Source organism: Paenibacillus sp. Root444D2, assembly GCF_001426375.1.
In the GTDB taxonomy this organism is placed as follows: Bacteria; Bacillota; Bacilli; order Paenibacillales; family NBRC-103111; genus Paenibacillus_E.
In genome coordinates this window covers 574,942-600,252 of the sequence record NZ_LMEO01000045.1, presented here as the reverse complement: position 1 = coordinate 600,252, position 25,311 = coordinate 574,942, and the positions used below count along the sequence as shown (strand labels likewise).

The window sequence follows — 25,311 nt, the reverse complement described above, 5'->3', positions numbered from 1 at the left end:
AGGGACTATCGCTAAAGCATTTATTCTATAGTTGACTATATCAAATAATCAAATAGAAGGAGCTGCGCTAAAATGTTACGACTTTTCCCGACAAATCAAATCCGTCAGGTGCAAGAATTGGAAGGCGATTGGGATTTTCAACCGATTGAACAAAACGAAGGCATTCCAAAGGACTATCATTACCGCTTACCTGTTCCAGGTTGTTGGGAGATGCATCCTGAATTGTTGACTTATCGGGGGAAAGGTGTTTATCGGAAGATAATCACCTTACACGAAACAACATCGGTCAGGTTGCTGTTCAAGGGTGTGAGTCACACAGCAGTTATCTATTTTGACGGAGAGGAGGTTGGGTTTCATTATAACGCTTATACTCCTTTCACAACCAAAGTTATCACGGATGCTGCTCCTGGCAGCCATGAAATCGTGGTCGTCGTTGATAATTCTTTTACGAAAGAATCCAAACTTCATTTTGCGAATGATTATTATACGTATGGCGGTATCATCCGGCCAGTTGGAATTGAGTGCATTTCTGATGTCTACATTAACCGTATTCAATTCACACCCTCATGGAAAGATGGCCAGTGGCATGGGGAAGCCAGTGTATATGTGACGAATGCCAGTCGCAATCCTACTGAGGTTGAGCTCAAAGGTACGCTCGGGGAATTCGCGCTGCAATGGAAGAAACAAATAATCGCATCGGGTGAAACATCCGTTTTCCGTGTCTCAAGCGCATTTCCGAACGTAAAGATTTGGTCCAACAAGACACCAAATATGTATTTGGTCAATGTACAACTATTTAGAGATGGGAATAAGAAGCCTTCAGATGATTTAATTGAACGGGTCGGTTTCCGCGAAGTCACGACCTTCAACGGTAAAATTCAAGTAAACGGGGAGGATATTATTCTAAAAGGGTTCAATCGTCATGAGGATCATCCGATGGTTGGCGCTGCTTTCCCGTACCAGCTCATGGTACAGGATATGGAGCTCATGCTGGAAGCGGGATCCAATGCCGTACGGACAAGTCATTATCCGAATGACGAACGCTTTCTGGATTTGTGTGACGAGCGCGGAGTCTTCGTATGGGAAGAAAATCATGCCAGAGGATTTCAACTCGATCATATGCTAGATCCCCAATGTCAGGAGCAATGTATGGTATGTAATCAAGAAATGGTTGAAAACCATTTTAATCATCCAAGTATTATTATGTGGGGAATTCTGAATGAATGTGCCAGTAACACGATAGAAGGGAAAGCGTTATACCGTCAACAGCTGGAACAAATCAGAGGAATGGATCGTTCCCGCCCGTTAACCTATGCTACCCATCATCGCGAGCAAGAACTATGCTTCGATCTGGCAGATATCGTCTCATTTAACCTCTATCCAGGGTGGTATACGAATGAGGATCCGGGTGAACTTAGCGACCAAGCCAGGAAATGGGCGGATGAGCTCGGTGGACTCGGCAAACCCATGATTATGAGTGAATTCGGCGGCGACGGATACTACGGGCTGCGTGATCCCAACAAAGTACGCGGTACGGAGGAAAGACAGGCTGAGATCATTGAGCAAAATTTGGCGGCATATACGTCTAAACCTTATATATCCGGTATGTTCATATGGCAATTTTGCGATTGTAAAGTGGTAGAGGATACAGGATGGCTCTTATCTCGAGCAGGGACACAAAACAGTAAAGGCATCGTGGACAGATACCGCCGGCCGAAGTTGGCGTTTGAAATAGTGAAGAAGTATTTCCGGGAATGAAATGAAACGGCATTCAGTGAGTCTTAATAGAGACTAACTGAATGCCTTATTTACATTAGAAAGTCTGGTGCGAAAAGGTGTAATGTGCGGCCGCAAGCAGAACATTATCCTGAGTTCGTGTATGCCAAATAAACCTATTCAGCATTGTCTTTGACAGCTGAGTAGGCTTATTTTTTCAAAAAGCATTTATCTAGATCATATCCGTGTAACTGATTTGCCAATGAACATTTTTCACGAAATCTTCCATAACTGCTTTATTTTTTTCTTTGAATAATTGGATCATTTGTCTATGTTCCCTATTCATTTGCCCCAGTACCGAGAACAGTTTTGGTTTGTCGTCGCTTAAATACGTTTGTCTAACAAAACTGTTTTGCAGTGTTTTAAGCATGTCAATTAAAGTGCTGTTGTTGCATTTATGAAGGTATACGTTATGAAATTCGGTCTGGTAGAATTGATAATCAGTGTAGCTTTCTTCTTTAATTGCTGTTTCGATTTTATCGGCGATCTCCTCCATTCTTGATATCTCCTCATCGGAGATATGATCGATGGATAATGTGGCTGCCAATGCGTCCAATGTGCCAATGATTTGAAAAACGTCAAGTTTCTTCTTGGTATCCAGTTCTTTTACAACAAATCCTCGACGTGGCAAGTATTCTAAATAGTTTTCGGAGGCCAACTGTATGAGTGCTTCTCGTACTGGAGTCCTGCTAACTTCAAGTTTTTCGCAGATGGAGAGCTCGCTTAACTTTTGATTGGGTAGAAGAGTTCCATTTTGAATGCGCTCGGCGATGTAAGTATAGACGTGGTCTTTTAACGACTGATATTTATTTTTATTAATAGTACTTACCTCCTGAATCACGATCAGAAAATACAATATATTATATAATAAGTATTTTGATTTTATCATTGAACATCTTTTTATACAAGTAATCCCATCTATGTCATCCTCATGTGAGCAAATAGGTTAAAAGATGCTAAAATTCATATTGAAAAAACAATTCTGCAATGGTAGTATAAATTGTATACAATATACAAAATACATTTTGTGAAAATTAAAACCGATAAAGTTAAATGCATGCTTTTGAAAGAGAGGTGTACAGTAGTAATTTGAGTAGTTAAAATTCAAAGCATTATGTATACAATATTAAATATATAGTATAATCAAAAAAAGTTTGATTTCGTACTTTCATTTTTTTGCGGCATGGAAGTCAAACGAAAGGTGAGAGAACATGAACCAAGAAATCGATCATGTAGAGATGGGCACAAAAGTAGTCTGGGCAGGGGAAAAAGAATTCAGGGCTTTCGGGGCAACCCAAGTACCTGTGGTGATGAGTGTTGCTTACGATTATGACGACGTGGATGAATGGTATGAAACTGCTTTGGGCAATCGACCGGGCTACATCTATAACAGGATGACGAATCCTACTGTTAGGGCATTGGAAGAAAAGGTTAGGATTCTCGAAAGTGCAGAAGCAGCTGTTGGTTTTTCATCAGGGATGGCTGCAATCAGCAGTTCACTTTATACATTCTTAAGACCTGGAGACAGGGTTGTATCGGTTAAAGACACTTACGGCGGGACGAATAAAATCTTCACTGAATTCCTACCTAACATTCATGTAGATGTTACATTATGTACAACTGGCGATCACGCCGAAATTGAACGTGAAATAGCTAAAGGCTGCAAGGTCTTGTATTTGGAGACACCCACAAATCCTACGCTGAAGATTACGGATATCAAACGATTGGCTAAAGCGGCAAAAGCAGCAGGTGCCTTGGTGTTGGTAGATAACACGTTCGCAACGCCAATTAATCAAAATCCGCTGAAGCTGGGGGCAGATATCGTTATTCACAGCGCTACGAAGTTCTTAAGCGGGCATGCGGATGTGCTGGGGGGAGTGGTCTGCGGTGCCAAGATACTGATGGATCAAGTGTACCATTATCGCGAGATTAATGGGGCTACGATGGATCCATGGTCGGCTTATCTCATTCTAAGAGGAATGAAAACTTTGAAGCTCAGGGTTCAGCAGCAAGCGAGAAGCGCTATGGAGATCGCTAAATTTATGCAGACACAAAGTCTTGTAGAGGCCGTTTATTACCCTGGTTTGGAAACGCATACAGGACATGAGATTGCTAAAGAGCAAATGAGAGGATTTGGCGGTATTCTGAGTGTTGTCTTAAAAGATGAAATGGAGGCCATCAAGATTTTGCTTCCCAAGCTTAAATATGCCAATAGAGCGGGGAATCTGGGTGCTGTTGAAACCATATATGGACCCGCCAGAACGACCAGCCATGTGGAGTGCACGTTGGAAGAAAGGAAGTCGCTGGGGATTTCGGAAGGTCTTCTTCGGATCTCGGTGGGGATTGAAGACACGGAAGATTTGATTGAGGACTTGCGGCAAGCCTTGGCTTATTTACAATCAAAGCTTCCTGTCTGTGAGAAAATCAACTAATTCAAAGAGGTGTACTATGGAGCAAAGAATCGCATTACTTGGCTTTGGCGTAGTCGGCCAGGGTTTGGCGGAAATTCTTCTGGACAAAGGGCATACCTTATCGCAGGAGATTGGCTTAAACGCAAAAGTCGTAGCTGTTTCGGATCTCATGAAGGGTTCCCTTTATCATCCGAACGGATTGAATCTTTCACAAGTTCTTCGTGTTGTTAAAGAAACAGGAAAGCTCGATGGATATCCCGATGAACCTGGCCTGATTCGGGGACTGGATAGTTTTCAGACGATACAGGAAACCAATGCGGATACTGTAGTAGAATTAACCTTCACGGATGTCAAAACGGGTCAACCGGCGATTGATCACTGTAAAGCCGCATTCGAGAGTGGAAAAAATGTGGTGATGAGCAATAAAGGACCGGTAGCCCTGGCCTATCAGGAGTTAGCCGCATTGGCTCAAAAGAACGGCGTCCGTTGGGGATATGAAGGAACAGTCATGAGTGGAACGCCTGCCTTACGTATGCCGATTGTTTCACTCGCAGGCAATACGATCTACGAAATCAAGGGAATATTGAACGGGACGACCAACTATATGCTGACGAAGATGGAAGAAGGTATGAGCTATCAGGAAGCGCTTGCTGCGGCCCAAGCATTAGGCTATGCGGAGGCAGACCCGACTAACGATGTAGAAGGTTATGACGCCCAGTACAAAATTACGATTCTCGCTAATATCGTAATGAATGCTCCGCTTAAGAGAGAAGACGTGACTTGTGAAGGAATAAGCCATCTGACGCCAGATGACATTCAAAGGGCCAGGGAGGAAGGAAAACGCTGGAAACTTATTGCAACCTGCAAGCGAGATGGCGATAGGGTGATTGCGAAAGTAAGTCCCGAGGCTCTGCCATTAACGGATCCCTTGGCAGCAGTTGGAGGAGCGGTCAATGCCATTACTTACTATTGCGATTTGGCCGGTCCTATCACACTTATGGGAGCGGGAGCGGGGCGAAAGGAAACAGGTTTTTCTATTTTAATTGATTTGATCAATATAAGCCGTAGCCAGCTTTAAGAGGAACGTTTCACAAATAAACCATTAGAGGTGACTGGGATGCTTATGGAAACATTGACAAAGAGAAAACAAATGCTTTTGGCCGGTGAATGGGTATTTCGGGAAAAAACCATCGATGTGTTCGATCCGCAGGATAATAGTCTAATCGCAACGGTTCCTTCTGCTTCCGCGGAAGATATGCATTATGCGATTGAACAGGCAAAAGAGGGTTTTCGTATTGCAGCGGCCATGCCTGTTTATGAACGAATCGCTATTTTAAATCGGGCGGCGGCTTGGATTGAAGAGCATACGGAAGAGTATGCAGTTACGATCGCCCGGGAAGGCAGCAAGACGATTCGCGAAGCGAGAAAAGAAGTCAGGCGCTGTATGGAAACGCTACGCATCAGTGCCGAGGAAGCAAGACGAATCCATGGAGAAACCATTCCGTTCGACCAAATGCCTGGAAGCGAAAACCGCATCGGATATTATTATCGATTCCCTATTGGCGTGATCGGGGCAATCACCCCTTTTAATGATCCGCTGAATTTGGTTGCACATAAGGTGGGGCCAGCCATTGCAGCGGGCAATGCCATTATAGTCAAACCTTCCCTTGCGACTCCCTTAAGCGCATTTATGCTGGCAGAAGCACTTGTTAATGCGGGGCTTCCTCCCAAAATATTGTCCGTGATTACGGGAGAAAGCCGAGAAATCGGCGATGTATTGGTGACACATCCGGATGTACGGATGATTTCCTTTACGGGCGGACTTGAAACAGGCAAATCCATTATGCAAAAAGCGGGGCTGAAAAAAATGAGCATGGAACTTGGCTCCAACTCTCCTGCCATTGTATTGAATGACGCAGATTTACCCAATGCTGTCGCCTCTACTGTATCCGGAGCATTCTGGGCAGCAGGTCAAAACTGTCTTGGTGTACAACGGATTTATGTACAGGAAGGCGTCTATGAGCAATTCGTCTCGGAATTCGTGTCGCAAACCAAACAATATCGCATCGGAGATAAGCTTTCAGAGCACACGGACATGGGACCGCTCATTAATGAAAAGGAAGCCAAAAGGATCGAAAGCTGGGTCAATGAAGCTTTGGAAAAAGGCGGTAAATTACTGTGCGGCGGCATTCGCGAAGGTGCCTTCTACTATCCTACCGCCATGGAGAGCGTTCCGACAGATTGCAAATTAGCAAAAGAAGAAGTCTTCGGGCCCGTTGTCACTATTTACCCTGTGTCTGATCTTGAAAGCGCTATTCAGCAGGCAAACAGTGTGGATTTCGGCTTACAGGCAGGTATATTTACAAAGGATTTGGAGAAGGCTTTTATCGCGGTTCGTCAATTGGATGTAGGAGGCGTCATGATCAATGATAGTTCCGACTATCGCATTGATGCTATGCCTTTTGGCGGTGTGAAAGGATCGGGATTGGGAAGGGAGGGCGTTAAATTTACCGTTCATGAAATGACCGAACCGAAAGTGGTATGTGTAAAGTTATCCAATTAAATGGGAATCCGGGCTCCCGGTTATTTCCGCCAAAATTCCTTCTCTTAAGGAGAGATCAGAATGAGTAATGCCGACAACCAACGATCTGAATTGAAACGCTCGATGAAGAGCAGACATTTATTTATGATATCACTGGGAGGGGTCATTGGAACTGGGGTTTTTCTTAGTACTGGTTATACATTAAACCAGGCGGGTCCCGGAGGTGCTATGTTGGCCTATTTAATTGGTGGACTGATTATGTATCTTGTCATGCTTTGTTTAGGTGAGTTGAGCGTAGCAATGCCTGTGACAGGTTCGTTTCAGTCGTATGCAACGAAATATATCGGACCGGCGACCGGATTTACCGTTGGATGGCTTTATTGGCTAACTTGGGTTGTAACCGTTGGATCTGAATTTACGGCGGCAGGACTTTTGATGCAGCGTTGGTTTCCGGATGTTTCTGTGTGGATATGGAGTGCAGTTTTTGCCGTTTTGCTTTTTCTATTAAATGCCCTTTCTGCCCGTTTTTTTGCGGAATCTGAATTTTGGTTTGCCGGTGTGAAAGTTATTATTATTATCTTGTTCATCATTTTGGGTGGGGCTGCCATGTTCGGCTTTATTCACATGCAAGGAACCGAATCAGTACCCATGTTATCCAATATTTTCAACCAAGACGGTCTGTTTCCTAACGGGTTTCTTCCCGTGTTGTTCGTAATGATTTCGGTAAACTTCGCCTTCTCCGGCACGGAATTAATCGGTGTGACCGCAGGGGAAAGCGAGAACCCAGTTCGAGACATTCCCAAATCCGTTAAAAACGTGATATGGCGGACCATGCTTTTTTACATCGGGGCGATATTCGTTCTGGCTGGTCTTATCCCTTGGAGAGAAGCGGGAGTCATTGAAAGTCCTTTTGTTCTTGTTTTTGACAAAATAGGTATTCCTTACGCTGCCGATATTATGAATTTTGTTATTCTTACCGCGTTATTGTCCGTAGGAAATTCTGGTCTGTATGCTTCCACTCGAATGCTATGGGCACTCTCCCAAGAAAAAATGATCAGCCCGGCATTGGGGAAAGTGACAGCTAGAGGGGTACCACTAAATGCGCTAATCCTAAGTATGTTGGTTGCTTGCGTGTCTCTTTTCTCCAGTGTGATTGCGGCCGATACCGTTTATTTAATTCTCATTGCGATTTCCGGATTTGCCGTAGTAGCTGTTTGGATGGCTATCGCAGCGTCGCAGTTCATGTTTAGAAGACAATATCTGAAAGAGGGCGGGCAACTCGGAGAATTGAAATTCAAGACGCCGCTATATCCGATCGTGCCGATTGCAGCCTTCATCCTGTGTTTGATCTCTTGTATCGGGCTGTATTTTGACCCTAGTCAACGAGCAGCTCTTTATTACGGCATTCCATTTGTCGCTTTATGTTACTTGTATTATTATCTGAAAAATAGGAGCAAGAGCAAGGTGATAGAGCAACGGATTCAGCCTATTGAATAGACAACGGATTGAAGAACACTCGCATTTAAAGAGGACTTTCAAAGGAGAGAAATACATGGTTGCAGCTGCATCGGGTAGCGCGCGTATGTATGGCGATTCATGAAGACCCTTGGAAAGCCCATACGCTTACGATTAAACGAAACACGGTTGGTGTATTGTCAGATGGTTCTGCCGTGCTCGGGTTAGGGAATATAGGGCCAGAGGCTGCAATCTAGAGGACATTTCGTCGCCGCGCTGTTTCGAGATCGAACGCAGATTAATGGATGAATTGGATATCCCCGTGTTCCATGACGATCAGCACGGTACGGCTGTCGTCTTGATTGCCGGGCTCATGAATGCGTTGAAGCTAGTGAATAAACGATTAGAGAACTGCAAAGTGGTTATATGCGGGATCGGCGCAGCTGGGATCCATGAAGCGCCGGAACAACATTATCAAGCAATTTTTTAAGGAGGAAGGCAAGATGATAAAGAAAAGTCGGACACATCTTGCTGATTATTAATGAATCCTATAGAAAACATTCTTAAAGATTTTCCTGCGATGATTTTGGACGGTGCCTTATCAACAGAGTTGGAACGCCGTGGCTGTGATATTAACGACCCCCTATGGTCTGCAAAAATGCTGCTGGAAAACCCCGATCTGATTGGTCAGGTTCATACAGACTATTTTGCTGCAGGTGCGGATTGTGCGATTACGGCAAGCTACCAGGCAACCGTTGAGGGGTTTGTCAGACGAGGTTTAAGCGAAACTGATGCCTTTGGCCTTATACAGAAATCTGTTCAAATTGCGGTAAAAGCAAGGGATCAGTTTTGGGATAACATGGTGGATATAACCAAAAGACCAAGGCCGATCGTAGCCGCCTCAGTTGGCCCCTACGGTGCTTTTCTAGCAGACGGGTCAGAATACCGTGGAGACTACAAGCTGACTGAAAACGAGCTCATTGATTTTCATCGACCTCGTATGAAGGCGTTGGTAGATGCCGGTGCAGATATCCTTGCATGCGAAACCATACCTTGTTTAATGGAAGCAAGAGCACTTGTCAGATTGTTAGAAGAATTCCCTGGGGTTTACGCATGGGTGTGTTTCAGTGCAAAGAACGAACTGCAAATAAGCAATGGGGATCGAATAGCCGATTGTGCTGCGTGGCTGGACCATCACGATCAAGTGGCGGCTGTCGGTGTTAATTGCACGCGTCCCTCGTATGTATCATCGCTGATCGGTGAAATCCATAGACAAACAGCGAAGCCAATTATCGTTTATCCAAATTCAGGCGAGCAATATGATGCAGGTACACGAGGTTGGAAGGGAGCTGCCTCAGAGGATACTTTTGGCTGCAGCGCCCGGGGCTGGCATGAACTTGGTGCCCGGCTAATAGGCGGTTGCTGTCGAACAAACCCTGACGATATCAAATCCATAGTTGCTTGGGTTAGAGAAGGATAGAGGTCTCACATTCCGAAGAATTAGCTTTGAAAAAGTTGAAAACCTGCGCTCTGCTGTTCTCGGCATGTGCAGGTTTTTCTTTCTTTTTATTGATTGCGGAGTAGGCGTATGTGCATCAAGAGGTGAAGACGCAGCCTTTATCAGACCAACAACTGACGGATTTGCTGAATAAGGAAGGTATTCAAATTTCGCGGCGTACGGTTATGAAGTATCGGGAGGAGATGAAAATACTTTCGTCGAGGCTTCGCTCGTAACAATGAAATGTCTGTCTTTCAGAGGTTCAGTATAGCTTGAAAGATTTCTACGGACTGATTCTTTCATCAAAGACCGAATCTTATAACAGTTGTAGGATCCCTTTTACAGATATTGGCGAAACAAATCACATTGTTAAGAGGTTACAATAATAGCAAGGTGATTTTTAATAAAAGGAGTATTTTTTGTGAAAAGCATTCAAAGCCGTTTATTAATCATGCTGCTGGTTTTTATTATCCTTCCGTATTTTCTGTCCATGCTGTTGATTTATCGGCAAACGAAAGAAAATGTGGAACGGCATGAGCTTGAGAACAGCCGCGAGCAAATTGGGCAGGCGTCCGAAGACCTGGAGCAATACTTTGATGACATCGTTAATCTTCCGTATATTTTATACCGAAATCCTGACTTGTTCATGATTTTCGAAAAAGGCTTCGATAGTTCCCTTTATTTCAACCAGCTTGAAATCTATAAAGGCATGACAACCTTTTATCTGATGAGAAACGAAATTAGGCAGGTTCGGTTATACATCGAGGAAGGAAAAAACTCGTTTACGGTTTATAATGCGATGATAAGTTCCCGTAAGCGGCAGCCGGATTTATTGAAACAAGCCTCTATTCAGAAGCTAATAAACTCTGATTCGAACTTTCTAATCGAACCGCCGCATCAGATTGAAAATTATAACCATACAGCCATTATGCCCCCATCGGACAAAACGATGGTATTGACGATTCATCACAAAATCTTGGATGCCCTTTCGAAAGAATTTCTCGGTATTATCACGATAGACATCGATTTGGACAAATTTGCTCGCATCTCTAATCATTTCATTCAAAAAAATAAAGAATCTGTCTTGCTTTCCGATTCGGACGGTTATGTCGTCTATGCTAGTGATGCAGCCATGATAGGGAAGGCTGTTCCGGCAGAATTACAAAAGAAAATCAATCAGTCGGCAGCAGGCGCACAGTTTTCGAATGGCGATATTATCTTTTCCAAAACGTTGTCGGAACCGTTAAATCAATGGCACTTTGTTAAGATAACCTCAAGCAAATTCTTATTTAATGACGTGAGGAAAACCGCGTACACGAACATCATCGTCGGTGTAATCGTGGGAGTTCTGGGCTTAATCATGACAGCCATCATATCCTACAAGATTACTCGTCCGATCAAGCTGCTTAGCCGGAAAGTACTGAGCATTGAAGGCGGGAACATGAATGCTCCGTTTGACGATAAGAGGGAAGATGAAATCGGTAATCTGGAGAGGCATATCAAGGAAATGATGAACCGGATCAATCGTCACATCGACCGTGAGTACAAGCTGGAGATTGAGAACAGAAAGAATCAGCACAGAGCGCTAAAGTCACAGATTAATCCTCACTTTTTATACAACTCCCTTCAATCCATTGGTGCGGTTGCCCTATTCACCGAATCTCCGAAAGTATACCAATTGGTAGTCTCCTTATCCAAAATGATGCGATACACTATTCGTGTGGATCAAAAGGCTACTGTTCGGAGTGAAGTAGATTATGTAAGAGCGTATTTGAACCTTCAAGAGGAGCGTTTTCAAACCGATTTTAGCTATTCCATCGACATACCCAAGGACATTCTTGGTATTTCAGTTCCGAGTATGATTTTGCAGCCGCTCGTTGAAAACTTCTTTAAACATTGTTATGAAGAGGGGTTCGAGCATGCTCACTTGCGTATTTACGGTGAAGTACGAGAAGAATATTTGAAGCTGGTTGTGGAAAATAACGGCCCGAGTATGACGGATGATGAGCTTACGGCATTAAAAAATAAAATCTACGCGCCGGTATACGAAGAAAACTACTCGCCCCAGCATATCGGCTTGAAAAATATTCATGACCGCTTGGTTCTTAATTATGATCCGACAGCGGGGATCCTACTTGATTCTATGCAGGGACAAGGATTTTCAGTGAAGCTGGTGATTCCACTCTACCTCAAGGAGGATTGACGTAATGAAAGCTCTAATCGTGGATGATGAATCTAATGTAAGGAAAATTATTCGTTTTATGGGACAGTGGCAGAAACATGGGATTACCGATATTTTGGAAGCCAGAAATGGTGAAGAGGCAAAAGCGTTAATTGATTTAGAAAGTCCGGAAATCATCATGACAGACGTGAAAATGCCCAAAAAGAACGGGATAGAGTTGATCGAGTGGTTGGATGCCAATTCCTATCCGGGAAAAGTGATTTTGATTACAGGGTTTGACGACTATTCTTTCATGCGTAAAGCGATTAAGCACGGCAGCTTCGATTATTTGTTGAAGCCAATCGAAAATGAAATGCTAAATGAAACACTTGCGGGAGCGGTAGAATCGTGGAAAAAAGAAGAGGAAGAACGCAGCAATGTAGAGCCGGGCGTCTATGAAGAGGCTAAGAAGCTTCGCTTAAATAAGGGGGTTACCTCGGCATGTAACGGGGAACATTTTGATCCGGGCGAAATTGCCTTGTCTCTTCCGCAAGCGGAAGTCTACGATCTTACTTTGATTTATTTTTACCAAACCCATCATTCGGATCCCTACCTCCAGCATTTGACGGATGAGCTGGTTACTCGGGAATGGGGGAATGCCTATGCTCTTCAGAACGACCCTAATGTCTGTGTGATTCTTTCTGTTCAAGGCCAATTCTTCCCGGTAGAGGAATGGATTACCCAGCATATCGATATTCCCGTTCGTCTGGTTAGCGGCCTCCCACTGACATCGCTTAAAGAGCTCCCGCAATCTTTTCAATCTGCGCAAAGGGCAATGGCTGAGCAAAATTTCAGAGCCATACACCGTTTGACGGATTTGGATGATGCAAGGCGCATGCATGACATTGTCGCTTTTGTAAATGAACATTATATGCAAGAGTTAAGTTTGGACAAACTTTCAAACCGATTCTTCCTGAGCCGCGAACATATCTCGCGACGATTCAAGCAAGAAAACGGGATGACCCTCTCCAACTACGTTATTCAATTAAGAATAAAACAAGCTAAACAGTGGTTAAGCCAAACGGACGAGAAAATGTACTCGATTGCATTAAAGCTCGGGTACCAGGATGAAACTTACTTTTCGAAGTTATTTAAACGAATTGTTGGCATGACGCCTCATGAATATCGGAATAAGGAGGGAGACCGAGAAATAAGGGAATTGGAATTGCTTCATGAAAGTTGTAAATGTAACGAGGGGGTATTATGATAATCAAGGTTTTTCAATGCATGTTAGCCGGATTGCTTACCTTATCGCTTTCGGCTTGCGGGGCGGACAATCGTTCGGTGAAGGAAATAGATACAATAAGTGCTGATCAGAAAATCACTTTAGAGGTACTGAATCCCAAAGTAGAAATTTCCACGGAGTTCGAGCAGATGGTAAAGGAGTACGAGAAAGAAAATCCGAATGTTAAGATGAATATTTTAACCTTTGGCGGAGGGGCAAACTACCTTGCCGAATTAAAAGCAAGATTTGCAGCAAATAAAGGTCCCGATATCTTTCCTAACGGCGGTTATGAAGAAGCGGTAGTCTGGAAAAGGTATTTGGAGGATTTATCCGATCAGCCATGGGTGAAAAATGTGGTAGATGAGGCGCTTAAGCCGATGAAGATGGCCGGGAAAATTTATGGGATGCCTATAAATTTGGAAGGCTACGGCTTTATCTATAATAAGGATTTATTCGCAAAGGCCGGTATCGAGACCCTGCCAAAAACGCTTACCGAATTAAAGGGTGCGGCGGAAAAGCTGCATTCCGCTGGTATTACCCCCTTTGCAGTCGGATATTCAGATAGTTGGTTTTTCATTCTCATGATGAATATTGCTTTTGCCCAGCAGGACGACCCGGACGATTTTATTCAAGCTTTGAACGACGGGACGCAAACTATCGAAGGGAACAAAAAGTTCGAAGATCTGACTCGAATGCTGGATTTGACCGTTCAATACGGAAATAAAGATTTTCTGACGACCGACTATAATACCGAAGTCTCTTTGTTTGCAAGCGGCCAAGCGGCGATCCTTAAACAAGGGAATTGGGCTCAATCTAAGATTGATCAAATAACGCCGAATATGAATATCGGTTTCTTACCCATTCCTATAAATGATGATGCCAGAAACGATGCCTTGGCGGTGGGTGTATCCAATAATTGGGTTGTAAATAAAGAATCTTCGCCGGAGAAAAAGAAAGAAGCCAAGAAATTCTTGAACTGGATGGTTTCGTCGGAACAAGGCAAAACGTTTATGAAGGACCAATTCCATTTTATTTCTGCGTTTAAAAATATAGAGACGGACCGTTCAGGACCGCTCGCGGCCGATATTATTCGTTACACAAAGGAGAAGAAAACATTGTCCTGGAACTGGTTTAAATTTCCCTCGAGGGCAAGAGAAGAGTTCGGCTATGCCATGCAAGCTTATGTAGGCAAACAGCTTAACCGCGATCAATTACTGCAGGAATTCCAAAGATCCTGGAAAAAGGCTGAGCAGAAATAATTGGTTGGCACACATATTAGATACATAACCCTTTCGCCTCTGATGCTTAGTATCAAGGTGGTAAGGGTTATTTTGTGCTTGATAAGCTCGTCTAGTTGAATCAATATAAGCCTGTAAATCTATCAATGTACGACATGTTCTTACCTTTCCCTTTGCCTTAAACTATAAATTGTGGAGAGAAAAAACATACAATAGAACAGGAGTTGTAAGATTATGAACATCAAAAAATTGGTTAAACGAGCAACAACAGTAAGCTTGACTACAGCAATGCTGGTAGGAGGTGGTGCTCAAGCATTTGCGAAAGAAAAAGACAATACGGATTACAAAGAAAATTACGGTTTTTCCCATATTACACGCTCTGACATGCTGAAAATTCCTGAACAACAAAAGAGTGCACAGTTTCAAGCGCCTAAATTCGATCCATCAACAATAAAAAATCTTTCTTCAGCAAAAGGTTATGATGAGCAGGGCAACTTGATCGATATCGATGTTTGGGATAGCTGGCCGCTGCAAAACGCTGATGGAACAGTAGCAAATTATAATGGCTACAATATCGTTTTTGCTTTAGCAGGAGACCCTAAAAGAGGATGGGACACATTTGTCTACATGTTCTATCAAAAAGTAGGCGATACTTCCATTGATAGCTGGAAAAATGCTGGCAGAGTATTTAAGGATAGCGATAAATTCGTTCCAAACGATCCTTTTCTCAAATATCAAGCAGAAGAATGGTCAGGCTCCGCAACCTTAACATCGGATGGAAAAGTTCGTTTATTCTATACGGATCGTCAAGGTTGGGACCCCAATCACGGGTTTTATGGTAAACAAACCTTAACAACAGCCCAAGTCAATGTATCACATCCAGATCAAAGTACGCTGAAAATTGATGGCGTAGAGGATCTCAAATCGATTTTTGATGGCGGAGACGGCAAAATCTATCAAAATGTTATGCAAGGAATCGAAGCGGAGAACTATTCGGATAATCATACATTAAGGGACCCTCACTATGTGGAAGACAATGGTCATAAATATCTTGTTTTCGAAGGTAACACAGGAACGGAAGTTGGTTATCAAGGAGAGGCATCGCTCTTCAACAAAGCATTCTACGGCGGAAACACGCCATTCTTCCAGGATGAAAAAAATAAATTGCTGCAAGGTCCTAAAAAACGTGCTGCTGAGTTAGCGAATGGCGCATTGGGTATTATTGAATTGAACGACGATTATACGTTGAAAAAAGTCATGAAACCGTTAATTGCATCGAACACAGTAACAGATGAAATCGAACGTGCTAACGTTTTTAAAATGAATGGCAAATGGTATTTGTTCACGGATTCCAGGGGCTCCAAAATGACGATGGATGGAATCGGCGGGAATGATGTCTACATGTTAGGCTATGTGTCCGATTCCTTAACAGGAACATACAAACCGTTAAATGACAGCGGACTTGTATTAAACATGAATCTTGATCCTAAAGATCTTACCTGGACTTATTCTCACTTTGCAGTACCGCAAGCTGACGGTAAAAATGTGGTCATCACAAGCTACATGACAAACAGAGGTTTATTTGCAGACCACAAATCTACCTTTGCGCCGAGTTTCTTACTGAACATTAATGGTTCAAAAACTTCGGTTGTGGGTAATAGTATTCTTGCACAAGGGCAATTAACGGTTGACACGAAGTAGATTAACAAAAAAAATGAAAACATACTCAATAAAGCATAAGAAAATGCCGATGAAAATCGGCGTTTTCTTTTTTACAAAAAGCAATAAACAGCAGTTCAGCGAGGAGGTGTCAGTTTGAACTATACAACAAATCTTAAGAAAACAGCAAAACGAATAGGTGTAGTTATGATAGGTTTCATTATTTTGATGACGATAGGATTAGTGGTTCATTATTCAGAAAGCGATAAGAAGAACAAAACCATCGATTCCGTTATGCCAACGTATCGAGCTAGCTATCATTTCACTACTCCCGACAAATGGAAAAACGACCCTCAGCGGCCGATATATTTGGATGGAAAGTACCATTACTATTATCTCTATAATCATGATTATCCAAACGGAAATGGAACCGAATGGCGGCATGCGACATCAACGGATTTGGTACACTGGAAAGATGAAGGGGTGGCCATTCCTAAATATACGAATAAAAATGGTGATCCATGGTCGGGATCAGTCGTCGTGGATGATACCAATTCAGCAGGCTTTGGAAAAGGTGCTCTTGTGGCGATAGTCACACAGCCGTCTACAGAAGGAGGGAAGCAGGAACAATATCTGTGGTACAGCACGGACAAAGGAAAAACATTTACTTTTTATAGTGAAGACCCCATTATGCCGAATCCGGGCACAAAAGATTTTAGAGATCCCAAAATCATCTGGGATCATCAGATGAATAAATGGGTAATGGCTTTGGCGGAAGGAACGAAAATTGGTTTCTATGAGTCGCAGAATTTAAAAGATTGGCACTATACTAGCGGCTTTTTAACTGAAAATATCGGAATTGTAGAGTGCCCTGATCTTTATCTGGTGAGAGCGGATGACGGAACAATGAAATGGGTTCTTGGTGTCAGTGCAAATGGTAAATCGACAGGTAAACCAAACACTTACGCCTATTGGACTGGACATTTTAATGGAAAGGAGTTTTTCCCTGATCAAAGTGACCCTCAGTGGTTAGATTACGGCTTTGATTGGTATGGTGCTGTCACGTTTGAAGAAGGAAAAGACAGCGATAAATACAATCATCGGTATGCTTTGGCTTGGATGAATAATTGGGATTATCCGCATAATACGCCAACAGTGCAAGAGGGCTTTAACGGAATGGATTCGATTGTTCGTCAAATTAACTTAAAACATGATGGCGGTATGTATCGTTTGGTTTCACAACCCATTGAAGCATTGAATCAATTGACATATACAACGGATTCGTTGAAACAAATAGAGGTTAATGGCTCTAAAACTCTTCATATAACAGGCGATGCTTACCAGCTAGAGACAGATATATCCTGGTCAGAGATCAAGAGTGTAGGATTAAGGCTTCGAGAATCAACAGACAAAAACCGCCATGTAGATGTAGGTGTTTTTGCAGAAGGCAGGTACTCTTATGTCAATAGAGCTTTTACAGGTCAGCCCGACAAGAGTGGAAAATATGTTGAAAGCAGGGCACCCTTTGATGTGAGCAAGAAGCACGTTCACTTAAAGATTCTTGTCGATAAAACAAGTATTGAAGTCTTCATGGATGATGGAACCATCGTTTTTTCCAATGAAATTTTCCCGGAATTAAACGATCAAGGAATGACCCTTTTTTCAGAAGGCGGCACCGCGATCTTTAAAAATGTTGTAATCAAGCATTTCAAATCCTCTGGATTTGGGCAATAAAAAAAGCACCGCGTGGGAGGTATTGACACTAGTGGTTGGTCGCGCTTACAATGTAATTAATCGATTACGTAAACGTTTACGTATTTCAAAATCCAAAAACTAATGGGGAAAAGCGAATGACCAGCATTAGAGCGATGAAAGAGCTTGATTATCGCCCGAACTCGGTTGCACGCAGCTTGCGCAGCAGAAAATCCAAGATTATATCATTATTTGGTTGGTTTGCTCGTTGTGATTGTTATTTATTTCTACAGCCATAAACTAGGGGATAGTCTAATATGAAAAGTATTAAAGTATTATCGTTTATATTAATTGCCTTTGCTTTGGTTGCACTTACCGCGTGCTCTTCAAGTAAAATAACGGAACCTTCAAAAACATCTGAAGAAACGGTTGTACCTTTGACAACAGAAAAAGCAGTAACGGCAAAAAAAGAGAATGAAGTAGTGGTAGGATTTACTTTACAAAATTTAAGTAATCCATTCTTCGTTGCGATGTCCAAAGGCGCCACTGCTGGTGCTATGCTGCATGGTGCTAATGTAATCATAGTAAGTGCAGAAGGTGATTTGGCTAAGCAGACAGCTCAAATTGAGGACTTTATTACAAAAAAAGTAAGTGTGATTCTTCTAAATGCTGTAGATTCCAAAGGTATAGCAGGTGCTGTTAGTCAAGCTAGAGCGGCGGGAATCCCCGTCATTGCAGTTGACGTAGGTGCAGATGGAGGCGTGAACACGGTTGTAACCTCAGATAACTTTCTTGCTGGAAAATTAGCTGGGGAATATATTGTTAAGCGCTTAAATGGAAAAGGAAATGTTGTTGTCATTGATGGTCCTCCTGTATCTGCTGTAACAGAACGTATCGCTGGATTTGAAGAAGCAATTAAAGCTACTCCAGGAATTAGGGTAGTTGCTAATCAAAATGGGTATGGCAACCGTGAAACATCGGTTACATTGATGGAAACCATTTTGCAAGTCAAAGGAAAAGGAAAGATTGACGTTGTATTTGCAACTAATGATCCTTCTGGAGTTGGTGCTAAAATTGCTGTTGAACAAGCAGGTCGCGACAAAGAAATGTTTATTGTTGGTGTAGATGGAGCGCCAGATGCCATTAATGCGCTTAAAGAAAAGAAAAGCTTTGTTGCAACCTCAGCACAGTATCCATTTGAAATGATTAAATTGGCAATGGATGAAGGCTTTAAAGTTCTAAAAGGCGAAAAGGTAGAATCGTTAATTAAAATTCCAGTTGACTTGATTACTCAAGATAATGTTGAAACCTACAAAGGTTGGTAATATTTTTTGAAAAATTCGAAAGCCTAGTGGTGAAATGTATGTATAAGATTATCATTGCGGATGATGAAGACAACGTAAGAGAAGGAATACGAGATAGTCTAAACTGGAATGAGTTGGGATTTGAGGTGGTTGGCGACTTTGAAAATGGCCGTGAGGTGCTTCAGGCCCTCGAACAGCTTCAACCCGATGTGGTTTTAACGGATATTAACATGCCTTTGATGGATGGTTTAGAAGTGTCACGCTATCTCTTTGAACATTATCCTCAGACCAAAATCATTATTCTTACGGGCTACGATGAATTTGAATATGCTCAGCAAGCCGTGAAGTTGAAGGTGCATGATTATATCCTAAAGCCGAATACAGCTGATGAATTACGTCAGATCCTCTCCAAAGTAAAGGCGGATCTTGATGATGAGAATCGTAAGGTGGAGGATTTAAGCAAGCTTAAGCAGCAGCTTAGAGAGAGTTTGCCTCTCGTAAGAGAGCGCTTCTTGAATCAGTTGGTTACCGGAGATCTACGAGAAAGCAAGCTTGAGGATAAGCTTGTCTATTTGGATATTGATTTACCCGGAAGCCATTATGTGGTCGCAGTCATTGATGTAGATGATCATGGGGAACTTCAAAGATTTTATCCAGAAAGCGAGAGCGAACTGCTTTATTTTGCCGTGTGTAATATTGCCGGGGAAATTATTTCAAGAAAAAAGAACGGAATTGTGTTCCAAAACAATAATGAAAAAACAATTGTCATACTTTCTGGCGAGAATGTGGAAACGCTGCGTGAAGAGGCAGTGGGAATTTTTGAAGAAATCAACCTATCAGTAAGAGAGTATCTGAAGTTTACTGTGTCCATTGGTGTAGGAGATATTTGCTCATCACTAAATAAAATTCATTATTCTCATAAAAGGGCTTCACTTGCTCTTGATTATCGTTTTTTTCTTGGAAAGAATCGGATCATACATATCGGCGACATTGAAGGGGGATCGAGTGAGAGCATTCCTTACGATAAGCATTGGGAAAGAAAGCTCGTCACTTGCTTAAAGTCAGGCACGCAGCAGGAAATCGAAGTGATCGTAGAGAAAATCATTGAAAATCTGAAGGAATCCTATCTGCCAATGGATCGTTGTTATATTCATATACAGCAAATCATCGTCTCGATTTTGGATCTTTTAGATGAACTTGAGATTCGTGAAACACTTCAGAGCATGTCTTCAAGCCCATTGACCGAAATTTACGGGTTAAAAACACTGGATGAAGTTGAAGATTGGCTGAAAAATTATTGTTTTCATACCACGGGTTCCATTCTTGAAACAAGAAACAATGCTTGCAAGATTCAAGCTTTGAAGGCGGAAGGATATGTGAAAGAAAATTATGCGGATGCGAATATGTCCATGGATATGGTTTGTAAGTATCTGGTTCTAAGCACAAGTTATTTTAGCCTTATTTTTAAAAACCATACCGGAGAAACTTTTATAAGTTATCTGACCCGGATTCGTGTGGAAAAGGCGAAGGAATTGCTTAAATGTACGGATTTGAAGACTTACGAAATCGCGGACCGAATAGGCTATGTGGACCCCCATTATTTCAATTTGATTTTCAAAAAAGCGACGGGTATGACCCCGACAATGTATCGCAGAATGGTGTAAAAGGGGCCTAAACATGGTAAGGAATCGAATCAAACACTTTTTCCGTTTCAAAAGTATCCAGTCAACCATTGCTGTCGCTTTCTCATGCTTAATCGTGGTCACAATTATGGTGATTGCATGGATGTCTTATAATCTTTCCACAGATGCCGTTAAAAAAAATTCGCGCGACTATACGTATCAGCTTATGGGACAAGTAAGCTCGAATATAGATAGTTACATCAATTATATGGACAACATTTCACGAATGGTTCTTTCCAATTATGATATCAAAGAGTACCTCTTGAAGCAGGTATATCTTGGTGCAATCGGCAAGGAAGATTTGAAACAGAAAATATCCTTCCAACTGAATACCGTGTTGAATACAAGAAAAGATATTTCATCGATTCTAATATTTGGTACAAATGGGCAGATTATCCCTTACAATGAAAAGATTAAACTAAATCCACAAGTGGATCCAACGGAACAAAGCTGGTATAAGAAGGCAATTGAAGCGAAGGGGAAAGTCGTTATCTCTTCTACACATGTACAAAATATGATTCTTAACGACTATAATTCAGTGATATCCTTAAGTCGTGAACTGAGTAGTGATGTCGGGGATGAAAAGCTTGGCGTTCTGCTTGTAGACTTGAACTATAGTGTCATCAACGATATTTGTAACAAGATTAAACTTGGAAATAGGGGTTATGTCTTCATTCTGGATGCAAACGGAAACATTGTTTATCACCCGGAGCAGCAAATGATTAATAACAATCAGAAAATTGAATTGATCTCTCAAGTTATGCGTACTCCTGGCAGCAGCTTTGTCACTTCAGAAGGTAAAAATAGCCGGATGTATACGATTAAAACATCACAAAGCACCGGATGGAAAATTGTCGGGGTCACTTATGTGGACGAATTAGTCTCCAATAAGAATGAGTTGCAAACTTATACTTTTTTTGGAGGTATTGCATTTCTTATTATCGCAGTGCTGCTCTCAATCATTCTATCCTTGCGTATTTCAAGGCCCATTAAACATCTTGAAAGTTCGATGAAAGAGGTAGAGAAGGGGAATTTCGACATTCAGGTTGATATTCAAAGCTCCAATGAAATCGGGCATTTAAGTAATCGATTTAATCGAATGACGACAGAGATCAAAGAACTGATGCTGCAAAATATGAAGGAACAGGAGTTGAAAAGAAAGAGCGAGTTGCAGGTGTTACAAGCTCAGATTAATCCTCATTTTCTTTATAATACGTTGGATTCGATTATATGGATGGCTGAGACTGGAAAGTCGAAAGAGGTTATCCTTATGACAGCTTCCTTAGCAAAGTTATTCCGTTTAAGCATTAGTAAAGGACAAGAATTCCTTTCTATTTTTAACGAAATTGAGCATATCAAAAACTATTTGACGATCCAGGAAATGCGGTATAAATCTAAATTGGATTTTGAAATCAATGTGGATAAGAGTATTCTTTCCTATAAGCTGATCAAGATTATTTTACAGCCTCTGGTAGAAAATGCCATTTATCACGGAATAAGAAATAATGCGGGGAAAGGTCATATTCAAATAACTGGTATACGTAAGGGGGACCGTATTCTTCTTCAGGTCATCGATAATGGAATTGGAATGTCTCCGGAGGAGATCCATAACATATACCAAAAAGATTGTACGTCTGCGAAAGGTAGTGGTATCGGCGTGCAAAATGTGGATCAAAGAATCAAGCTCCATTTTGGCGATCCGTATGGGCTGCATTTCGAGAGTGAATTAGGGAAAGGAACTACCGTCAATATTTGGCTGCCAGTCATAGAATAGAAGTGAGATCCGTCGCGATCGGACGCTAGCGCACAAAAATTGTGCGCAAGGTCTGCAGATCSGTCGCGATCGGGCGCTAGCGCACAAAAATTGTGCGCAAGGTCTGCAGATCGGTCGGCACCGGACGCTAGCGCACAAAAGTTGTGCGCAAGGTCTGCAGATCCGTCGCCACCGGACGCTAGCGCACAAAAATTGTGCGCAAGGTCTGCAGATCGGTCGGCACCGGACGCTAGCGCACAAAAATTGTGCGCAAGGTCAGCAGATCGGTCGCGATCGGGCGCTAGCGCACAAAAATTGTGCGCAAGGTCTGCAGATCGGTCGACACTGGACGCTAGCGCACAAAAATTGTGCGCAAGGTCTGAAGATCCGTCGTGGTCGGGCGCTAGCGCACAAAAATTGTGCGCAAGGTCTGCAGATCGGTCGACACCRGRCGCTAGCGCACAAAAATTGTGCGCAAGGTCTGCAGATCCGTCGCGATCGGRCGCTAGCGCACAAAAATTGTGCGCAAGGTCTGCAGATCCGTCGCSAYCGGGCGCTAGCGCACAAAAATTGTGCGCAAGGTCTGCAGATCCGTCGCGATCGGGCGCTAGCGSACAAAAATTGTGCGCAAGGTCTGCAGATCCGTCGCGATCGGGYGCTAGCGCACAAAAATTGTGCGCAAGGTCTGCAGATCCGTCGCCACCGGACGCTAGCGCACAAAAATTGTGCGCAAGGTCTGCAGATCSGTCGCCRCCGGGCGCTAGCGCACAAAAATTGTGCGCAAGGTCTGCAGATCCGTCGCGATCGGGCGCTAGCGCACAAAAATTGTGCTTCTTTCAAAAATACTATTGTAATTTTGCTTAACTTGAAGTAAATTATCCATTATCAGGTCGTGAAGTACACGCCGCTTGCTCCGGAAATTCTTTTCCGGAGCAAGCGGCTATTTTATTTCCTAAAGGTGGAGAAGAAGATGGAAAAAATAAACGGTGAAATGAATCTGCAGCTTCGTACTGCATACGAAAAGTGGGTGGCATTTCAAATCGAGTCGTGCACAGGGGAAAGGCGTAAGCGGCTGCAAAAGGGCCTGAGTTTTTCACTAAAGAAATTCATTATCCATGTGTTTTGGCCCGCTGTCGGGAGTTTTGACGATTGGCTTGCTGAGTACGAAGTGATCGATTATAAAGACGGCTTCAGATACCTGGATTTGGCCAAACCATCGCCAGTCATCAAAATTTGCATCGAAGTAGACGATAAGGGAACACATGGTCATAACGCGGATTCGTATAAATTTTCAGATGACCGGTTCCGCCAGAATGACCTTGTAATTGACGATTGGAAGGTGCTTCGCTTTTCATTGCATAGCATACTGGAGCAGCCTCGCCGCTGCCAACAACAGATGATGCATGCGTTAGCGAAGTGGGGGATTGAATCAAATATAATTGAACCGCCTTTGTCTCCAACGGAACTTGCTATTTTCAAATTTATCGAAAATAAGACAGGGGCTTATTCCCCGATTACGATAGCTCAAGCAGTTGGAATCCACAGAAATACTGCACTAAAATATCTTAAGTCTCTAGTTGAAAAAGGCAAAGTGATGCCTGATGTCAGAACTAGTGGTCCAATAAGGCGGTACCGCAGCAATAGGGTTTAATAACGCAATTCCCCGAAAAAATTTCAGCAGTCGGAACAGCTTCCGGTGGAAAGTCATTCGACCCAACTGAACAGCTTAATAGAAAAATTTCAACTGTTGCGAGAAGATTTTCTATTATTTTTAGTTTTGATCGAAGGTATGATGAAGGCACGGAGAAACAAACATAAATTATAAAAATTCGGAGGAAATTGAACATGAAAAACGTGAAGATTTTGTTGTTACTATTTGTTGTATTTGCACTTACTGCTTGTGGTAAAGCAGTGGAAACAAAACCTGCAGCAGCAACTGGGGCGCCAGCAGAAACGGCTAGCGCAGCTAAAGCAGCAGATCCGGCACCAAAGAAAAAAGTAGTTATCGGTTTGACCGTACAAAATTTAAGCAATCCTTTCTTCGTAGCGATGTCCAAAGGTGCAGCTGAAGCTGCTAAGAAACACGGTGGTGAAGTTATCGCCGTTAGTGCAGAAGATAATTTGGCTACACAAACCGCTCAAATCGAAGATTTTATTACTAAAAAAGTAAGTATGATTATTCTGAGTTCCGTAGATACCAAAGGTATTGCAGCAGCAGTGGGTCAAGCTAAAGCGGCAGGTATCCCCATTATTTCTGTCGATACAATTTCTGAAGGTGGCGTTAATGCGAGTGTAACTTCCGATAACGTTCAAGCAGGAAGAATCGCAGGTGAATATTTGGTTAAACGGTTGAACGGAAAAGGAAATATTGCCGTATTGGATGGACCGCCGGTATCCGCTGTAACAGACCGCATTGCAGGATTTAATGAAGCTCTCAAAACAGCTCCAGGTATTAAAATCGTTGCTAATCAAAATGGTAACGGCAACCGTGAAACATCGCTGGCGAAGATGGAAACCATCCTGCAAGCAAACGGTAAAGGACAAATCGATGCGGTATTTGCTATTAATGATCCAACAGGTATTGGCGCTAAAATCGCAGCAGAACAAGCCGGTCGAGACAAGGAAATGTTTATCGTTGGGGTGGATGGATCTCCGGATGCTGTGACTACACTGAAAGAAAACAAGAGCTATGTTGGAAGCTCAGCACAAAATCCGTTTAATATGATTACCATTGCGGTTGAAACGGCATTTAAAGTTCTTGCTGGTGAAAAAGTGGAACCATTAATTAAACTTCCAACTGATTTCATTACTACAGAAAACGTAAAAGACTATAAAGGCTGGTAATTTGGAGTCAT

The 25,311-nt window shown here is 42.6% G+C and carries 18 protein-coding genes and 2 pseudogenes; 19 read left to right on the top strand and 1 reads right to left on the bottom strand.

All coding sequences use genetic code 11. The features are described from left to right. Positions 1-72 precede the first annotated feature (72 nt). Positions 73-1,758, top strand: coding sequence for a glycoside hydrolase family 2 protein (locus ASD40_RS24090; protein ID WP_057305681.1), 1,686 nt, complete (start codon positions 73-75; stop codon positions 1,756-1,758). A 190-nt stretch (positions 1,759-1,948) separates the two neighbouring features. On the opposite strand, the gene ASD40_RS24085 is transcribed toward ASD40_RS24090, so the two are convergent. Next, a complete protein-coding gene (locus ASD40_RS24085; RefSeq protein WP_156390175.1) occupies positions 1,949-2,665 on the bottom strand; it encodes a GntR family transcriptional regulator in 717 nt (238 codons plus the stop codon). A gap of 322 nt (positions 2,666-2,987) precedes the next feature. On the opposite strand from ASD40_RS24085, the gene ASD40_RS24080 reads away from it, so the two are divergent. The 18 genes and pseudogenes from ASD40_RS24080 to ASD40_RS24005 all read left to right on the top strand — a co-directional run bounded on the left by ASD40_RS24080 (position 2,988) and on the right by ASD40_RS24005 (position 25,300). Next, entirely contained in the window at positions 2,988-4,208 is a 1,221-nt protein-coding gene (locus ASD40_RS24080) for a cystathionine gamma-synthase family protein (RefSeq protein ID WP_057305680.1), read from the top strand. 16 nt (positions 4,209-4,224) lie between these two features. Further along, on the top strand, positions 4,225-5,265 hold the full coding sequence (locus tag ASD40_RS24075) for a homoserine dehydrogenase (RefSeq protein WP_057305679.1): 1,041 nt from the start codon (positions 4,225-4,227) through the stop codon (positions 5,263-5,265). A 39-nt stretch (positions 5,266-5,304) separates the two neighbouring features. After that, positions 5,305-6,750: an aldehyde dehydrogenase family protein gene (locus ASD40_RS24070; RefSeq protein WP_082562414.1), complete on the top strand. Its 1,446-nt coding sequence runs from the start codon at positions 5,305-5,307 to the stop codon at positions 6,748-6,750. A 60-nt stretch (positions 6,751-6,810) separates the two neighbouring features. Further along, positions 6,811-8,226 (top strand): amino acid permease, encoded by a 1,416-nt coding sequence (locus ASD40_RS24065; RefSeq protein WP_057305678.1) that lies wholly within the window; start codon positions 6,811-6,813, stop codon positions 8,224-8,226. 74 nt (positions 8,227-8,300) lie between these two features. Further along, positions 8,301-8,635, top strand: a pseudogene (locus tag ASD40_RS36635) (malic enzyme-like NAD(P)-binding protein); the annotation flags it as partial. Between the two features lie 90 nt (positions 8,636-8,725). Continuing rightward, positions 8,726-9,664 (top strand): homocysteine S-methyltransferase, encoded by a 939-nt coding sequence (gene mmuM / locus ASD40_RS24055; protein WP_057305676.1) that lies wholly within the window; start codon positions 8,726-8,728, stop codon positions 9,662-9,664. A gap of 110 nt (positions 9,665-9,774) precedes the next feature. Continuing rightward, positions 9,775-9,918, top strand: a pseudogene (locus tag ASD40_RS36630) (RNA polymerase factor sigma-54); the annotation flags it as partial. Between the two features lie 185 nt (positions 9,919-10,103). Next, positions 10,104-11,885 (top strand): cache domain-containing sensor histidine kinase, encoded by a 1,782-nt coding sequence (locus ASD40_RS24050; RefSeq protein ID WP_057305675.1) that lies wholly within the window; start codon positions 10,104-10,106, stop codon positions 11,883-11,885. 4 nt (positions 11,886-11,889) lie between these two features. After that, positions 11,890-13,110, top strand: a complete 1,221-nt coding sequence (locus ASD40_RS24045; RefSeq protein ID WP_057305674.1) for a helix-turn-helix domain-containing protein — start codon at positions 11,890-11,892, stop codon at positions 13,108-13,110. Beyond that, positions 13,107-14,387, top strand: coding sequence for an ABC transporter substrate-binding protein (locus tag ASD40_RS24040; protein WP_057305673.1), 1,281 nt, complete (start codon positions 13,107-13,109; stop codon positions 14,385-14,387). The genes ASD40_RS24045 and ASD40_RS24040 overlap by 4 nt, the downstream gene beginning before the upstream one ends. Positions 14,388-14,600: 213 nt before the next feature. Further along, positions 14,601-16,067 (top strand): glycoside hydrolase family 68 protein, encoded by a 1,467-nt coding sequence (locus tag ASD40_RS24035; RefSeq protein ID WP_057305672.1) that lies wholly within the window; start codon positions 14,601-14,603, stop codon positions 16,065-16,067. 165 nt (positions 16,068-16,232) lie between these two features. Further along, positions 16,233-17,759, top strand: coding sequence for a glycoside hydrolase family 32 protein (locus ASD40_RS24030; RefSeq protein ID WP_057306290.1), 1,527 nt, complete (start codon positions 16,233-16,235; stop codon positions 17,757-17,759). 116 nt (positions 17,760-17,875) lie between these two features. After that, on the top strand, positions 17,876-18,016 hold the full coding sequence (locus tag ASD40_RS37435) for a hypothetical protein (RefSeq protein ID WP_156390174.1): 141 nt from the start codon (positions 17,876-17,878) through the stop codon (positions 18,014-18,016). Between the two features lie 18 nt (positions 18,017-18,034). After that, positions 18,035-19,042: a substrate-binding domain-containing protein gene (locus ASD40_RS24025; RefSeq protein WP_057305671.1), complete on the top strand. Its 1,008-nt coding sequence runs from the start codon at positions 18,035-18,037 to the stop codon at positions 19,040-19,042. Between the two features lie 38 nt (positions 19,043-19,080). Next, complete coding sequence (locus ASD40_RS24020; RefSeq protein ID WP_057305670.1) at positions 19,081-20,685, top strand: response regulator transcription factor; 1,605 nt, start codon at positions 19,081-19,083, stop codon at positions 20,683-20,685. A gap of 13 nt (positions 20,686-20,698) precedes the next feature. Then, positions 20,699-22,477: a sensor histidine kinase gene (locus ASD40_RS24015; protein WP_057305669.1), complete on the top strand. Its 1,779-nt coding sequence runs from the start codon at positions 20,699-20,701 to the stop codon at positions 22,475-22,477. A 949-nt stretch (positions 22,478-23,426) separates the two neighbouring features. Then, positions 23,427-24,107: a hypothetical protein gene (locus ASD40_RS24010; RefSeq protein WP_057305668.1), complete on the top strand. Its 681-nt coding sequence runs from the start codon at positions 23,427-23,429 to the stop codon at positions 24,105-24,107. 194 nt (positions 24,108-24,301) lie between these two features. After that, positions 24,302-25,300, top strand: coding sequence for a substrate-binding domain-containing protein (locus ASD40_RS24005; RefSeq protein ID WP_156390173.1), 999 nt, complete (start codon positions 24,302-24,304; stop codon positions 25,298-25,300). Positions 25,301-25,311: the final 11 nt, after the last annotated feature.

Bases quoted from the DNA above. Each gene is read 5' to 3' on its own strand.
- ASD40_RS24090 (WP_057305681.1), top strand. From the start codon at position 73: ATGTTACGACTTTTCCCGACAAATCAAATCCGTCAGGTGCAAGAATTG.
- ASD40_RS24085 (WP_156390175.1), bottom strand. From the start codon at position 2,665: ATGATAAAATCAAAATACTTATTATATAATATATTGTATTTTCTGATC.
- ASD40_RS24080 (WP_057305680.1), top strand. From the start codon at position 2,988: ATGAACCAAGAAATCGATCATGTAGAGATGGGCACAAAAGTAGTCTGG.
- ASD40_RS24075 (WP_057305679.1), top strand. From the start codon at position 4,225: ATGGAGCAAAGAATCGCATTACTTGGCTTTGGCGTAGTCGGCCAGGGT.
- ASD40_RS24070 (WP_082562414.1), top strand. From the start codon at position 5,305: ATGCTTATGGAAACATTGACAAAGAGAAAACAAATGCTTTTGGCCGGT.
- ASD40_RS24065 (WP_057305678.1), top strand. From the start codon at position 6,811: ATGAGTAATGCCGACAACCAACGATCTGAATTGAAACGCTCGATGAAG.
- mmuM (WP_057305676.1), top strand. From the start codon at position 8,726: ATGAATCCTATAGAAAACATTCTTAAAGATTTTCCTGCGATGATTTTG.
- ASD40_RS24045 (WP_057305674.1), top strand. From the start codon at position 11,890: ATGAAAGCTCTAATCGTGGATGATGAATCTAATGTAAGGAAAATTATT.
- ASD40_RS24040 (WP_057305673.1), top strand. From the start codon at position 13,107: ATGATAATCAAGGTTTTTCAATGCATGTTAGCCGGATTGCTTACCTTA.
- ASD40_RS24035 (WP_057305672.1), top strand. From the start codon at position 14,601: ATGAACATCAAAAAATTGGTTAAACGAGCAACAACAGTAAGCTTGACT.
- ASD40_RS24030 (WP_057306290.1), top strand. From the start codon at position 16,233: ATGATAGGTTTCATTATTTTGATGACGATAGGATTAGTGGTTCATTAT.
- ASD40_RS37435 (WP_156390174.1), top strand. From the start codon at position 17,876: ATGACCAGCATTAGAGCGATGAAAGAGCTTGATTATCGCCCGAACTCG.
- ASD40_RS24025 (WP_057305671.1), top strand. From the start codon at position 18,035: ATGAAAAGTATTAAAGTATTATCGTTTATATTAATTGCCTTTGCTTTG.
- ASD40_RS24020 (WP_057305670.1), top strand. From the start codon at position 19,081: ATGTATAAGATTATCATTGCGGATGATGAAGACAACGTAAGAGAAGGA.
- ASD40_RS24015 (WP_057305669.1), top strand. From the start codon at position 20,699: ATGGTAAGGAATCGAATCAAACACTTTTTCCGTTTCAAAAGTATCCAG.
- ASD40_RS24010 (WP_057305668.1), top strand. From the start codon at position 23,427: ATGGAAAAAATAAACGGTGAAATGAATCTGCAGCTTCGTACTGCATAC.
- ASD40_RS24005 (WP_156390173.1), top strand. From the start codon at position 24,302: ATGAAAAACGTGAAGATTTTGTTGTTACTATTTGTTGTATTTGCACTT.